Source organism: Pseudomonas sp. ANT_J28 (assembly GCF_008370005.1).
GTDB lineage: Bacteria > Pseudomonadota > Gammaproteobacteria > Pseudomonadales > Pseudomonadaceae > Aquipseudomonas > Aquipseudomonas frigoris.
Window position 1 is genome coordinate 123,932 of sequence record NZ_VOBM01000007.1, and the last position, 13,339, is coordinate 137,270.

Consider the following 13,339-nt stretch of genomic DNA (forward strand, 5'->3'; position numbering starts at 1 on the left):
AGTATGGATCCGCGCAGTGAAGTACTGCTTCGTCAGGCCGAGTTATTCCAGGGTTCGGTGCTGCTGGCCGGTTTGCCCGCCGATGACCTGCTGGGCCGTCTGCCCGACGCTCATGGCTGGTGCTGGCATGCCGGCGATCAAGCAGCGCTGGATGCCCGCTTTGCCGAGCGCAGCCATTTCGGTGTGACTGTAACGGAGCGCGCGTTCGACACCGCCGTGGTGTTTCTGCCCAAGTCCAAGGACCTGACCGACTACATCCTCAACGCCCTCGCCTCCAGACTGGCCGGTAGTGAACTGTATCTGGTGGGTGAAAAACGCAGCGGCATCGAAGGCGCGGCCAAGCAACTGAACCCCTTCGGCAAACCTCGCAAGCTCGACAGCGCGCGGCACTGCCAGCTGTGGCAGGTGACCGTGGCCACTGCGCCAGAAGCCAAGTCGCTGGAAAGCCTGGCCCAGACTTATGAATTGCCGCTGGCCGAAGGTCCGCTAAAAGTCATCAGCCTGCCGGGCGTGTTCAGCCACGGTCGGCTGGATCGTGGCAGCGCGCTGTTGCTGGAACATTTGGACAAATTGCCGAGCGGCCATTTGCTGGACTTCGGTTGCGGCGCCGGTGTGTTGGGAGCAGCGGTGAAACGCCGTTATCCACACAACCAGGTCACCTTGCTTGATGTGGATGCGTTTGCGGCTGCCAGCAGTCGCCTGACATTGGCTGCCAACGGTCTGGAAGCTGACGTGATTACCGGTGACGGTATCGACGCAGCACCGATGGGCTTAAGTGCAATTCTGAGCAACCCGCCGTTCCATGTCGGCGTTCATACCGACTACTTCGCTACCGAGAACTTGCTGCGAAAAGCGGCCAAACATCTGAAAAATGGTGGTGAACTGCGCTTGGTGGCGAACAGCTTCCTGAAGTATCAGCCGCTGATCGAGGAGCATCTCGGGGTGTGCGCAATCAAGGCTGAAGGACAAGGTTTCAGAATCTATCGGGCCAAACGCGGCTAGAACCTCTTTTAAAAAAGAGGCTTGCCCAATGGGATTTGCCTAGGCAGAATCCGCTCCGTCCTAGGGGAGTAGTCTCCCACGAGCGCCATGCTCGTCCGGCATACGTCAACATACTTGGTCAACAGACCATGGCGTATGCGACCCAAGCGTCCGCATCAGACGGATCGCAGGGTTTGACAAGACCTATGACACGAACACCTTACCCGGGGCGGGAAGGCTGTACGTGTCATAGCCGTGTCGACCCGCCCCTTAGGAAACCCCTGATGTTGGATTCACTTCTCGTTCCCACCGCAATCGTTGCCTTGGCCGAAATCGGCGACAAGACGCAACTGCTCGCGCTCATTCTCGCCGCTCGCTTTCGCAAACCCTGGCCGATCATCGCCGGTATCGTCGCTGCAACCCTGGCCAACCACGCGGCAGCCGGTGCGGTAGGCGCCTGGGTCGGTAGTTTCTTCTCGAATGCGACGCTGCACTGGATCCTCGCCGCGAGCTTCACCGCGACCGCATTGTGGACCCTGGTGCCGGACAAGATGGATGACGACGAAGCCAGCACCGCCCGCAAGTTCGGACCGTTCCTGACCACGTTGATCGCGTTTTTCCTTGCGGAGATGGGCGACAAGACTCAAGTCGCCACGGTGATGCTCGCTGCGCAATACCCGGAACTGTGGCTGGTGATCATCGGCACTACCGCCGGCATGTTGATTGCCAACGTGCCAGTGGTTTTGGCGGGTAATTTTGCGGCGGATAAATTGCCGCTGACCCTGATCCGTCGCCTGGCGGCGTCGGCATTCTTCATCCTCGCCATTGTCGCGGTGTACAAGGCGATGCAGAGCAGCGGTTGGGTCTGATGCGGTAGGTCTATAGACCGCGTTATCGTTCTTCGCGAGCAAGCCCGCTCCCACATTCGACCGCATGCTCTGGAAGAACTCGGTCAAATGTGGGAGCGGGCTTGCTCGCGAAGGCGTCAGTGGCCTCACCACATGACTATCATTATTTCTTGGCTTTCTCGTACAGCGGCATGACTTTCGGGATCGCCGCCTGCAACGAAGCAATACGACTCGCCGACGCCGGGTGAGTGCTCATGAACTCCGGCGACGAACCTTCCGAAACCTTGGTCATCTTGTTCCACAGGGTGATCGCGGCGTTCGGGTTGTAACCGGCGCGAGCGGCCAGTTCCAGGCCGATCAGGTCCGCCTCGTTTTCATTGGCGCGACTGTTGGGCAAGGTCATGCCGTAGTTGGCCACGGTATCCGCCAACGCCAGGCTGTCCTGCCCCAGACCGAACAAGGCACCGGCGCCCTGTTTGGCCATTTCGATGCCATAAGCCTTGGACATCGCTTCACGACCGTGCTCGCGCAGGGCGTGGGCGATTTCGTGGCCCATGATCGCGGCGATCTCATCATCGGTCAGTTGCAGTTTGTCGATCAGGCCGGTGTAGAAAATGATCTTGCCGCCAGGCCCGCAATTGGCGTTGAGCTCGTCGCTCTTGATCAGGTTGACTTCCCATTTCCATTGGGCCGAATCCGGACGAAAAACCGGCGCCTGGGCAATCAGCCGGTCGGCAATCGCCTGGACACGTCTGGCCTCGTTACTGGTCTTGTCCAGCACGCCTTTGGTGTTCGCCTCGCCGACAGTCTTTTGATAAGACTGGGCGTACATCTGATTGACCTCGTCAGTCGACAACATGCTGAACATGTACTGTTTGCGCTCAACGCCCACCGCGCCACCGCTGGTGGTGTTGACCGACTGACAACCGGCGAGGAGCAAACCTGCGCTCAGCGCACACAAAACCAATGTCTTGTTCATCAAAAATCTCTCTGAAAACATGCCGCGTATCCTAGGCGGTGAATTGTATCGACGCCAGACACAACGGACGTGTAGCACACACTAATTCATTTACGACATCAAACATTCCAAAACAGCCAATTCGGCAAACCCCGCTCACGGCCATCGCCTCCCCTGCCGATACAGCACCGCAGACGTCCTCTTGCGTGCGGAGCACCCATGAAATTCAAGTCGATCCAGTTTTCCGTGGCGGCCCTCGCCGGCGCCATCGTTCTTAGTGTCGTGGCAGCCCTGGTGCTGTACGCGTTGTTTTCCGGCGCACGGACACAGGACATGGTCCAGCAGCGGACCCAGGCACAATTCGAGCAAGTCATCGAACAACGCCTGACGTCACTGGCGCAAACCCAGGTCAGCCAGATCCAGCGCGAGCTCGAAGCGCCCCTGCTGATTGCCGGCGGACTGGTGCGAGTCAACGCATTGATCGGCACACCGGGCGCCGATGGCCAGCCGCAGCTGAGCCTCAGTCGTGAGCAGTTAATCAGCCTGATCAAGGAAAACGTCACCAAGAACCCGAAAATTCTCGGCACCTACATCGGCTGGGAAAAAAACGCTCTTGATCACAACGACGCGGCCTACGTCGACACCCAGGTGGTCGGCATCGACGCCAGCAACGGCCGCTTCCTGCCTTGGTGGTTCCGCAACGAAGACGGCAGCCTGGGCCTGGACAAACTGGTGGACGTCGACGACCAGAAAACCCTGTCCACCGGCGTACGCGCCAGCGAGTACTACCTGTGCTCGAAAGAAACCAAAAAATCCTGCGTGATCGATCCGGCGCCCTACAAGGTCGGCGACAAGATCGTCATGCTCGCCTCCTTTATAGAACCGATCATGCTCAACGGGGCCTTCCAGGGCATCGTCGGCGCCGACCTCTCGGTGAACTTCATCCAGGAAATGCTCCTCGGCGCGAATCAGAAGTTGTACAGCGGCGCGGGTGAAATGGCCCTGATTGGCGGCAACAGCCGGATCGTTGCCTACACCAAGGACCCGAGCAAATTCGGCGAGAAGGTCAGCGACATCCTCGACAGCCAGCAGATCGCCAACATGGCCAATCTCAAGCGCGGCGAAGTCACCTACACCGTCGACAAAGCCCAAGGCCGGATCGAGTTGTACCTGCCGTTCGGTATTGGCCAGACCGACGCTCGCTGGACCCTCATGCTGCAATTGCCGCTGAACGCGGTGATGGCCGACCTGCAAAAACTTCAGGGCGATCTGGACGCCCAGCGCAAGTCCGACACCTTCGGCATGGCCATGGTCGGCTTGTTGATTGCCGGTATCGGCTTGCTGGTGATCTGGCTGGTGGGGCACGGCATTGCCCGGCCACTGAAGCAGATGGTTGCCATGCTCGACGACATCGCTCAGGGCGAAGGTGACCTGACTCGACGCCTGACCAGCGACCGCGCCGACGAATTGGGCTCGATCGCCAAAGGCTTCAACACCTTCCTGGCCAAGTTGCAGGTGATGATCACCCAGGTGGTGACTTCGGTGCAGAGCGTCAGTGATTCGTCGGAACACACCGCCGACATCGCCATCCGCACCAACATCGGCGTGCACAAGCAAATGGCCGAGATTGATCAGGTGGCCACGGCGGTGCATGAAATGACAGCGACCGCCCAGGACGTGGCACGCAACGCGACTCAGGCTGCGCAAGCCGCCAGCCATGCCGATCAAGCAGCGGCGCAGGGCATGCAAATCGTGCGCGATACGTCGAACTCGATTGGCGTGCTGGCGATAGAAATCGGTAAGGCTGTCGGCGTGGTGCAAACCTTGGCCAAGGACAGCGAGAACATCAATGCGATCCTGACGGCGATTCGCGGGATCGCCGAACAGACCAACCTGCTGGCCTTGAACGCGGCCATCGAAGCGGCGCGAGCCGGCGAACAGGGACGCGGTTTTGCAGTGGTGGCCGATGAAGTGCGCAACCTGGCGCAGAAAACCCAGAAGGCCACTGAAGAAATCCAGACCATGATCCAGCAGCTGCAACAAGGCACCCGCGATGTGGTGCGGGTGATGGAGGACAGTCAGAACCGTACCGACGAAAGCGTGCAGCACGCGGCGAAAGCGGCCGAGGCGCTGGAGACGATTACTCAGGCGGTGTCGGTGATCAACGACATGAACACCCAGATTGCCAGTGCGGCTGAGGAGCAGAGTGCGGTGGCTGACGACATCAACCGTAACGTGATCAACATCGGGCAAGTGGCCAATGAAGTGGCGGGCGGGGCGGATGAGTCGAGTGCGGCGAGTGCGGATCTGACCAAGTTGGCTGAGCAGCAGCGGCGGTTGATCAATCAGTTCAAGGTCTGATCAAAGGACCCCTTCGCGAGCAAGCCCGCTCCCACAAGGGACTCCCTGTGAACACATTATTTGTGAACACTAAAAGTCAAATGTGGGAGCGAGCTTGCTCGCGATGGCGGCGGTACAAGCGCCCAATCAGCCGGGGGTAAGACACTCCGGCCCATTCAGCTTCGGATCATTCACCAGATTCGCCAACACCCGCTCGCGCAACGCCGCGGGTTCACTGGCGAGCAACGCTTGCAAGGCATGCAACGGCGTCTCTGGATTGAGCCACGCCTCCTGCCCCGCCGCATCGAGAATCAACGGCCGACGCTGACTCGCCGCCGGTTGCGTGATCACCGCCGTGCTCAGCCACACCTGCTCCTGCACCGGATACGCTTCCCAAATCGCCGCAAAGAACAGCGTCGAGCCCTCCCCCGGTGTCAGCCAATACGGACGCTTGCGGGTCGTGCCGCGCCATTCGTAAAAACCGTTGGCCGGCAGCAGGCAACGGCGTTCGCGCAGGGCCTGGCGAAACATCGGTTGTTCAGCGACGGTTTCGGCCCGGGCATGGGCTGGCGTACGGGACAAATCGGTCAGCCACGGCGGCGTCAAACCCCAACGCGCGCGGGCCAACTCGCGCTGGCCGTCAACACCCGCGCGCAGCATCAACACCGAATCGTTGGGAGAAATATTCCACTGGGCATGCTGATCGGCGGGGAAGCCAGGCAGGGCCGCGAAGGCGGGATTCCAGCGAAACAGGGCATAACGTCCACACATGGGGCAACACGACTCTTGATAAAACGAACGTCAGCCTAACAGACCAGCGTGCCGGGAAAACTCTCCGGTTCATCACCGGGCATCGGTAGCGCGGCATTGTACGCAGTGATCAGCTCCCGAGCGTACTCGGCCTCGTCGTTATCGACTGACAGGCCCAGCAGGCCAAAGATCGGCAATTCGCCGCTGCCACCGAGCAAATCGCGGCCCACCAGATGCGCTTCGATGCCCTCGCTGGCCAACATGCTTTGCAGCAACTCACCTTCCATGAGGTTTTCCGGCTCGTAGATTCGCTGCATGGGGTGCCCCTTTCATTCGTTTTCGCTGTGAACTTCAAGCAACCATTCGTGACCGTCAGTCTGCAGAACAAACGTGATGGGGCGACAACACACCGGACAGTCTTCGATATAGGTCTGATCGCCACCGGACAAGTCCAGAACGGCCTCAGCCTCCTCACCACAATACGGACATTCGTAGCGCTCGGTTTCCAGCATCGCGGTCTCCCAGGTGACTTGTGCGTATAATCGCCGGTCTATTTGCAGGGCTATTTTTGTCTGGCTAACTTTTCAGACCGTGCCCCGTTGGTTTTCGATCAAAACCTTTACTTACCCTAGCCGTTTCTAACAAGAGAGCATGATGGGCGAATTCGATGCCATCCGACCTTACAATGACAGCGAAGTCCCGGCAGTGCTGGACCGGCTGCTCGGCGACAAGGCGTTTCTAGATATCCTCATCCACTTCCGCTTCCCGCGTTTTGCCGGTGCTTTCGGCTGGATGCTCAAACCTCTTATAGCTCATCGGCTGCGCCGTGAGTTCGCCGGCGTTACGTCGGTGGCCACGTTGCAGGATAAAGTCGAGATGTACGTCGACCACACCATCGAGCGAGCCACGGACGGTGTGACGTACACCGGCGTCGAGCAGTTCAAGTCCGGCAGCGCCTACCTGTTCATTGCCAACCATCGCGATATCGTGATGGACCCGGCCTTCGTCAACTACGCCGTGTACCACGCCGGCCTGCCGACACCGCGCATCGCGATCGGCGACAACCTGCTGCAAAAGCCCTTCGTCAGCGATCTGATGCGCCTGAACAAGAGCTTCATCGTGCACCGTTCGATCACCGGTCGCCGCGAGAAGATGGCGGCGTATCAGCTGCTGTCGGCCTACATCAACCACTCGATCCGCAAGGATTGCGCCTCGATCTGGATCGCCCAGGCCGAAGGCCGGGCCAAAGACGGCGACGACCGCACCGAGTCGGCCATCCTCAAGATGTTCCACATGAGCCGCAAGGACGAGCCGTTCGGCGAAGTCATTCGTTCGCTGAACGTCACCCCGGTGTCGATCAGCTACGAATATGACCCGTGTGATCAAGCCAAGGCTCGCGAGCTGTTCATCCGCGCCACCACCGGCAGCTACACCAAAGTGCCGGGCGAGGACGATGTGAGCATCGCCAAGGGCATCACCGGCTACAAGGGCCGGGTGCATGTGAACTTCGCCTCGCCGATCACCGAGCTGTTCGACGACACCAAGCAATTGGCGATCGAGATGGACCGGCAGATCCTCGGCGGCTACCGCCTGTTCCCGGTGCACTACCTCGCCTACGCCCAGTGGAAAGACGCCGACCCGCAATTGCAGGTGCCAAAAGCCTCTGAAGTGTTCGCGGCCGACGAACTGGCCAAGGCTCAGGAGCAATGGCAACAGCGTCTGGACGCGTGCCCCGAGGAGCATCGTCCGTTCATGGTCCTGCAATACGCGACGCCGGTGCGCAATCAATACCGTGTGAAAGCCGGTTTGCCGCTGTAGGATTTTATTTAAAGCAAGATCAAAAGCGTGTGCTGATCCACGACACCACCAGCGCCACACCCAGGCAGGCAAAACCGAAGCGATAGAAAAACCGGTTCATGCGCTGGGTGGCGCCATCCAGCATCAACGTCGCGTCATCAATAGGACGGTTCTGGGTGGCGGCCTCAAGCACGGCTAACGCGCGCTGTTCGCGGCGACGAGTGGCATGCAGCAACCAGCCGCCCGGAAAGGCAAACAACAAAGCCAACAGGTTGATCAACTTGGCGGGATGGTTGGTAAACAGCGAAATCAAATGCAACGACATCACGAACCTCAGCAAAACAGGTGGCAGACGCCGAACCGACGACCGCGGCGCGGATTCTACCGAAAGCCTCGCCACCTGCCCTTGCTTTCCGACAAATAACGAACCATTTGACCGATTCCTGTCCTGTGTCACGGCGCCGTCATTTGAATACGCCAGTCTGGCGCCCCTCGAAACCGACACGGAAACCGTCATGCTGCACGCCGAAAACCAGGATCGCCTCTACCTCATTGCTCAAAGCGACGAACAACAAAACCTCGTTGGCAGCCTCGCCTTCAACGTTCAGGACCGTCACTGGCTGGTGTATTGCGCATTGGGTGGGCATCAACATGCGGATTTGCCGGAGACGGATTTGCTGACGGGCGTGAGTGTTCTGGATTTTTATTCGCAGGCCGCCTGACACCGCTGAACCCTTGTGGGAGCGGGCTTGCTCGCGAAGGCGGTGTGTCAGCTGCATTGATGTTGACTGACACTCCGCCTTCGCGAGCAAGCCCGCTGTTGTTCAGTGCAGGTCCGTGGGAAATTGACAGACATGAAAAAGCCCGGCGCCATTGCTGGCCCCGGGCTTTTTTTTGAATCCAGCGAACGCTTACTCGCCGAGAATCTGACCAATCGTCGGATCCTTGAACAGACGCGTCAACGCGTCGCTCAACACATCGCTGACCAGCTTGGTATTGGTTTCCTGATTCGGCGCCATACCAAAACGCTGATCCAGGGACGCACCATAACGACCGCTGTAACGACGATTGGCATTCTGCACATCGGAGCGGAACGTCGCGCCAATGGTGGCCTCAGTCACATACATGCCTTCTTTAGGCGACTGATACTTCAGCTCGGCCAGGGTCACGGTCAACTGCGGAGCATTCAGCGCATTGGAGGTTGGGGTGAAGCCCAATAACCGCACGGCTGCTTCGGCCTGAGCCTGCAACTTCGGCAGAATCTGCGCGCCCTGTACGGTGATTGCGCTGGTCTCAGGGTACAGGCCACCACGGGTGCCCAAAGTCGGCGACGGACGACCGTCCACCACACGCACCACCACCGGCTGACCGTGGCCGACCGGTGCCAGCTGAGTCGTCAGCTTCGGTTCCGGATTCAGTTGTTGCGGGCTGTGGGCGCAGCCGACCAGGGTCAAACTGGTCACAGTGATCAAACCGAACAACAGGCGTTGCAACATGCGCTTCTCTCCAGAATCAGGCACTAAGGCCCGCAGTATAGCGGTGCGCCACTGCGGCTAACTAGAGCCCTTCAGTGATATCTGAAATGTCTGACAAACCCTTGGGAAGCGGGTTCCTGTCACAGAGATGTCACCGCCCATACACTTGCTCGTCACGGCTCGCTGGCAACCTTCACAGCAGTCACCCCACAAGGTACTTCGCCATGCGCTATCTCATCTCGCTGTTCACTCCGCGCCCTCTGCATCGCTGCTTCGCCCTGCTCGACCGCAACGGCCACTGCCAGGCATTCAAACAGTGCAACCTTCAGCCGATGGGCGATGGCTGGGTCGAAATCGAAGAAATCCGTCTCAACTGGCTGCACCATCCCCTGCCCCCTAGCGCCCGTGTCAACCAGCGCCAGCCACGTGCGCGGGCTCAGCAACTGTTGACCACCTGACCGAACACCTAATAAAAGTCATTAAACACGACCATTTCCCTGCGTTTCTTCGCTACAATCTCCCCCCGATTATAAGGACGTCTCCTGATCGGGCCTCGCAGCATCGTCAATGCGCTTGTATTGACACCCCGCACCGCCCTACAGAGAGCCGCCCACACAGATCGAGTGAAGCTGGCGCGCTTGCTGTTCCTTGAGCAAAACCCCCACTTTTCGCGGATCTGCAGAGCTGTCATTACGCTCGGTCACTGAGCTGTTTGCCCGTTTTGCCTGTCATGTATCCCATGGCGGCAATCCATCCGGGCACGGTGCCAGGCTGGGGCAGCCCTTTTTTGAGGTTCACGTCTTCAAAAGAGCGTGAAAAAAACGGGTTTTCACAACTTCACAAGAGTGTGGCGAGCAAATGAATAGTTTTGCGTCTGAATATGCACCATTAGCGTCTGAAACAGCCCAACGACACAGGACCGAGTACGCCTCGAACACCGGAGCCTGAAGCCTGTCCTCTACGGATTTGGTTGCACAAACGGATGTATCGACCATAAGTCGAATTGCCAGCCGCGCGTTGAAGTGAGTTCATGTAACTCTTTTAGACCCGGCCGGTAGCGTCCGTCGAAGTTGCGAAAAATTGCGAAGATTCGGACATGGCGATACTGCCATGGGTACCTGGGGCATCACTGACACGCCCCTGAACGCCTGGCAGCCATGCCGACAATTTGGTGCTGCAGATTTTGGAGACGCGTTAAATGGCGCATAACGAAGCAGTCGACGTAGTACTCGTTGGGGCCGGCATCATGAGTGCCACCCTCGCTGTACTGCTCAAAGAGCTCGACCCCGCGATCAAGCTGGAAGTCGTCGAGCTGATGGATTCCGGTGCCGCGGAGAGTTCGAACCCGTGGAACAACGCCGGTACCGGTCACGCCGGGCTGTGTGAGCTCAACTACACGCCGCAGGCCGCCGACGGCACCGTCGACATCAAGAAAGCCGTGCACATCAACACCCAGTTCGAGGTGTCGAAGCAGTTCTGGTCCTACCTGACCAGGAAAAGCACCTTCGGCTCGTGCAAGACGTTCATCAGCCCGGTGCCGCACCTGAGCTTCGTCCAGAACGACGATGGCGTTTCCTTCCTCAAGGAACGCTTCAAGACGCTGAGCAAGCACCACGCCTTCTCGGACATGGAATACACCGAAGACAAGGCCACCATGGCCGAGTGGATGCCGCTGATGATGCCTGGCCGGCCGGCCGACGAAGTCGTCGCCGCCACCCGCGTCATGAACGGCACCGACGTCAATTTCGGCGCCCTGACCAATCAACTGCTCAAGCACCTGACCAGCGCACCCGATGCCCAGGTCAAGTACTGCAAGCGCGTGACCGGCCTCAAGCGTAACGGCAGTGGCTGGACCGTCAGCATCAAGGACGTCAACAGCGGCAATTCCCGTGACGTCGACGCGAAATTCGTATTCCTCGGTGCTGGCGGTGCGGCACTGCCGTTGCTGCAAGCTTCGGGCATCGAAGAAAGCAAAGGCTTCGGCGGCTTCCCGATCAGTGGCCAGTGGCTGCGTTGCGACAACCCGGAAGTGGTCAAACACCACCAGGCCAAGGTTTACAGCCAGGCGGCTGTGGGTTCGCCACCGATGTCGGTGCCGCACCTGGACACCCGCGTAGTCGATGGCAAGAAGTCCCTGCTGTTCGGACCTTACGCCGGTTTCACCACCAAGTTCCTCAAGCACGGCTCCTTCATGGACCTGCCGATGTCGGTTCGCGCCGGCAACATCGGCCCGATGCTGGCCGTGGCCAAAAACAACATGGACCTGACCAAGTACCTGGTCAGCGAAGTGATGCAGTCGATGGAGCAGCGCCTGGATTCCCTGCGTCGCTTCTACCCTGAAGCGAAAGCCGAAGACTGGCGCCTGGAAGTGGCCGGCCAACGGGTGCAGATCATCAAGAAAGACCCGAAAAAGGGCGGCGTTCTGCAGTTCGGTACCGAACTGGTCGCGGCCAAGGACGGCACCCTTGCTGCCCTGCTCGGCGCTTCGCCAGGCGCGTCGGTGACCGTTTCGATCATGCTGGAACTGATCGAAAAATGCTTCCCGAACAAAGCGTCCGGTGAGTGGGCTGCCAAACTGGCGGAAATCTTCCCGGCTCGGGAAAAGGTTCTGGAAACCGACGCGGCGCTGTATCGCAAGATCAATGCGCACAACAACGTCGCGCTGGAACTGGTTGAAGCCAGCAACGAGACCGAAAGCTACGCTTGATTCGGCCGCATAAAAAACGCCCCGTTCTCATTGAGAGCGGGGCGTTTTTTTGTGCCTTTAAAAAATCTTAACCGCGAGCCTTTTCGATCAGTTCGATGTACTCGGCCGCATTGCGCTGATCCTTGATCAGGGCGACGAAGTCATTGCCGTGCTCATCCTTGCCGTCCAGATCCAGACCGGCTTCGACGAAGAACGTCAGAAAACGCCCGAAGTCATCGATGCGCAGGCCGCGATAGGCCTTGATCAGTTTGTGCAGCGACGGTGACGTGGCGTCGACCGGTTCGAAATCGAGGAACAGCTTGATCTGCTCATCGCCGATCTCGTCACCAATCACTTGCTTCTTATCTTTACGCATTGCCGACTCCAGCTCGCAGACATTTCACGGGGCGGGCAGTTTACCCCTCCCTTGCCACCGGGCTCAACGCGGACGAACAGCGCCCGTGTGCAGATCGGCCCAGACATGGCCGTTGGCGTAGCTGAGGAACTGGCAATACACCGAGTCATTGCGCAACAAGTCGATCACAACGCGGTACTGGGCCATCGGGTAAAACAGCGTCAGGGTTTTGCTCTTGTCGTCGTAGATCGGCTTTTTCAGGCTTTTGCTTTCGCCATCGAAATTGACAAGCACCTGGTTGATGGTCGCGCCCTTGTTCAAGGATTTGCCCTTGAGACGAATCAGCAACGGTGAGGTCACCGGAATCGGCTGCTGGTTGGACTGGCGCTGGCTGCCGACCACCACCGAGTACTCGGTGACCTGCAACAGCTGTTGCTGCTCGGGTTCCGCATCACGCAGGGTCAGGTCATCCGGAGGCAGGAACTGCGCATGCATCGGCGCCGGGCCGGCAGCCAGAGGCAGGCTGACGGTCAGCAACAGGGCGGCGCAGCTGCGGATCAAAAGGCTCATGACAGGCTCCCAAGGCGAAGCCGAGCACTGTAGCAGCTGGCGCAGCCTGCGTCCGGCTTGGGCGAGTCCATCCAATTACAGAAGTCTGCGGCGGGCTGAAGATCAATCGAACTGCGCGCGCATCCACGCCTGATACTCAGCCACACCCGGCTCGCCTTCACGCGGTGCCCAGTGCGCAAGTTCACCCTCACCAACCGGACGATAAGGGCCGGCCTTGCACTCGAACATCAGGCTGTCAGCTTCCAGTACCACCAAGCCATGGAACACACCGGTTGGCAGATCCACGCCGACACAGTCACCACCGGCTACGAGGACTTGTTTCGTCACGACCACGCCAGACTCATCGAAGATCAGCAAACCGAGCCGCCCTTTGAGGACCAACAAGGTTTCAGCCTTGTTGTCGCCCAAGTGTCGGTGAGGCGGGATATACGTGTTTGGCTGCAAGCCCACCGCCATGCGGTGGCACGACTCTTCCATCTGATGGAAGTTGTGATGCTGACGCCCGCGAGGATTCGCCGCCGCTTTCTCGGCCAACCCGGCGAACAGTGTTTGATCAAGAAAGCTTGGCGCGGTCATGTT

The 13,339-nt window shown here is 59.1% G+C and carries 16 protein-coding genes, 1 pseudogene and 1 riboswitch; of the genes and pseudogenes, 8 read left to right on the top strand and 9 right to left on the bottom strand.

All coding sequences use genetic code 11. The annotated features are described in order from the left end of the window. The first annotated feature begins 3 nt into the window (after nucleotides 1-3). Nucleotides 4-1,002: a class I SAM-dependent methyltransferase gene (locus tag FQ187_RS06720; RefSeq protein WP_149628874.1), complete on the top strand. Its 999-nt coding sequence runs from the start codon at nucleotides 4-6 to the stop codon at nucleotides 1,000-1,002. A gap of 51 nt (nucleotides 1,003-1,053) precedes the next feature. After that, nucleotides 1,054-1,176, top strand: a riboswitch (yybP-ykoY riboswitch). Nucleotides 1,177-1,265: 89 nt separating this feature from the next. After that, entirely contained in the window at nucleotides 1,266-1,850 is a 585-nt protein-coding gene (locus tag FQ187_RS06725) for a TMEM165/GDT1 family protein (RefSeq protein WP_008155932.1), read from the top strand. Between the two features lie 142 nt (nucleotides 1,851-1,992). On the opposite strand, the gene FQ187_RS06730 is transcribed toward FQ187_RS06725, so the two are convergent. Next, nucleotides 1,993-2,808, bottom strand: coding sequence for a M48 family metallopeptidase (locus FQ187_RS06730; protein WP_129441321.1), 816 nt, complete (start codon nucleotides 2,806-2,808; stop codon nucleotides 1,993-1,995). 1,287 nt (nucleotides 2,809-4,095) lie between these two features. Between FQ187_RS06730 and FQ187_RS30835 the strand changes: the two are divergent. Both FQ187_RS30835 and FQ187_RS30840 read left to right on the top strand, forming a co-directional pair. Beyond that, nucleotides 4,096-4,290: pseudogene (locus tag FQ187_RS30835) on the top strand (HAMP domain-containing protein); the annotation flags it as partial. Nucleotides 4,291-4,404: 114 nt separating this feature from the next. After that, nucleotides 4,405-5,148, top strand: a complete 744-nt coding sequence (locus tag FQ187_RS30840; protein WP_370693218.1) for a methyl-accepting chemotaxis protein — start codon at nucleotides 4,405-4,407, stop codon at nucleotides 5,146-5,148. A gap of 126 nt (nucleotides 5,149-5,274) precedes the next feature. Here FQ187_RS30840 and FQ187_RS06740 read toward each other — a convergent pair whose 3' ends face one another. Genes FQ187_RS06740 through FQ187_RS06750 form a run of 3 tightly spaced genes read right to left on the bottom strand, consistent with a single transcriptional unit; the run spans nucleotide 5,275 to nucleotide 6,389 of the window. Next, nucleotides 5,275-5,898, bottom strand: coding sequence for an SOS response-associated peptidase (locus FQ187_RS06740; protein WP_149628876.1), 624 nt, complete (start codon nucleotides 5,896-5,898; stop codon nucleotides 5,275-5,277). Between the two features lie 35 nt (nucleotides 5,899-5,933). Beyond that, a complete protein-coding gene (locus FQ187_RS06745) occupies nucleotides 5,934-6,194 on the bottom strand; it encodes a putative signal transducing protein (RefSeq protein ID WP_033061286.1) in 261 nt (86 codons plus the stop codon). A 12-nt stretch (nucleotides 6,195-6,206) separates the two neighbouring features. Then, nucleotides 6,207-6,389: a CPXCG motif-containing cysteine-rich protein gene (locus FQ187_RS06750; RefSeq protein WP_129441317.1), complete on the bottom strand. Its 183-nt coding sequence runs from the start codon at nucleotides 6,387-6,389 to the stop codon at nucleotides 6,207-6,209. A 142-nt stretch (nucleotides 6,390-6,531) separates the two neighbouring features. Between FQ187_RS06750 and FQ187_RS06755 the strand changes: the two genes are divergently transcribed. Continuing rightward, entirely contained in the window at nucleotides 6,532-7,695 is a 1,164-nt protein-coding gene (locus FQ187_RS06755; protein ID WP_178122682.1) for a 1-acyl-sn-glycerol-3-phosphate acyltransferase, read from the top strand. Between the two features lie 19 nt (nucleotides 7,696-7,714). Here FQ187_RS06755 and FQ187_RS06760 read toward each other — a convergent pair whose 3' ends face one another. Continuing rightward, entirely contained in the window at nucleotides 7,715-7,999 is a 285-nt protein-coding gene (locus FQ187_RS06760; RefSeq protein ID WP_149628878.1) for a hypothetical protein, read from the bottom strand. 190 nt (nucleotides 8,000-8,189) lie between these two features. Here FQ187_RS06760 and FQ187_RS06765 point away from each other — a divergent pair, with 190 nt between their 5' ends. Further along, the gene (locus tag FQ187_RS06765; protein WP_010458215.1) at nucleotides 8,190-8,396 is read left to right on the top strand and encodes a hypothetical protein; all 207 of its coding nucleotides are present in this window, start codon (nucleotides 8,190-8,192) and stop codon (nucleotides 8,394-8,396) included. A 189-nt stretch (nucleotides 8,397-8,585) separates the two neighbouring features. Here FQ187_RS06765 and FQ187_RS06770 read toward each other — a convergent pair whose 3' ends face one another. After that, on the bottom strand, nucleotides 8,586-9,170 hold the full coding sequence (locus FQ187_RS06770; RefSeq protein ID WP_033061281.1) for a YajG family lipoprotein: 585 nt from the start codon (nucleotides 9,168-9,170) through the stop codon (nucleotides 8,586-8,588). A 203-nt stretch (nucleotides 9,171-9,373) separates the two neighbouring features. Between FQ187_RS06770 and FQ187_RS06775 the strand changes: the two genes are divergently transcribed. Together FQ187_RS06775 and mqo are read left to right on the top strand one after the other, a co-directional pair. Then, nucleotides 9,374-9,607, top strand: coding sequence for a hypothetical protein (locus FQ187_RS06775; RefSeq protein ID WP_149628879.1), 234 nt, complete (start codon nucleotides 9,374-9,376; stop codon nucleotides 9,605-9,607). A gap of 740 nt (nucleotides 9,608-10,347) precedes the next feature. Beyond that, entirely contained in the window at nucleotides 10,348-11,856 is a 1,509-nt protein-coding gene (mqo, locus tag FQ187_RS06780) for a malate dehydrogenase (quinone) (RefSeq protein ID WP_149628880.1), read from the top strand. Nucleotides 11,857-11,923: 67 nt separating this feature from the next. On the opposite strand, the gene FQ187_RS06785 is transcribed toward mqo, so the two are convergent. The 3 genes from FQ187_RS06785 to FQ187_RS06795 form a co-directional block, all read right to left on the bottom strand. Further along, nucleotides 11,924-12,211: a PA4642 family protein gene (locus tag FQ187_RS06785; protein WP_008153397.1), complete on the bottom strand. Its 288-nt coding sequence runs from the start codon at nucleotides 12,209-12,211 to the stop codon at nucleotides 11,924-11,926. 63 nt (nucleotides 12,212-12,274) lie between these two features. Then, a complete protein-coding gene (locus tag FQ187_RS06790; protein WP_149628881.1) occupies nucleotides 12,275-12,760 on the bottom strand; it encodes a hypothetical protein in 486 nt (161 codons plus the stop codon). Nucleotides 12,761-12,862: 102 nt separating this feature from the next. Beyond that, nucleotides 12,863-13,336 (bottom strand): WbuC family cupin fold metalloprotein, encoded by a 474-nt coding sequence (locus FQ187_RS06795; RefSeq protein WP_129441302.1) that lies wholly within the window; start codon nucleotides 13,334-13,336, stop codon nucleotides 12,863-12,865. Nucleotides 13,337-13,339: the final 3 nt, after the last annotated feature.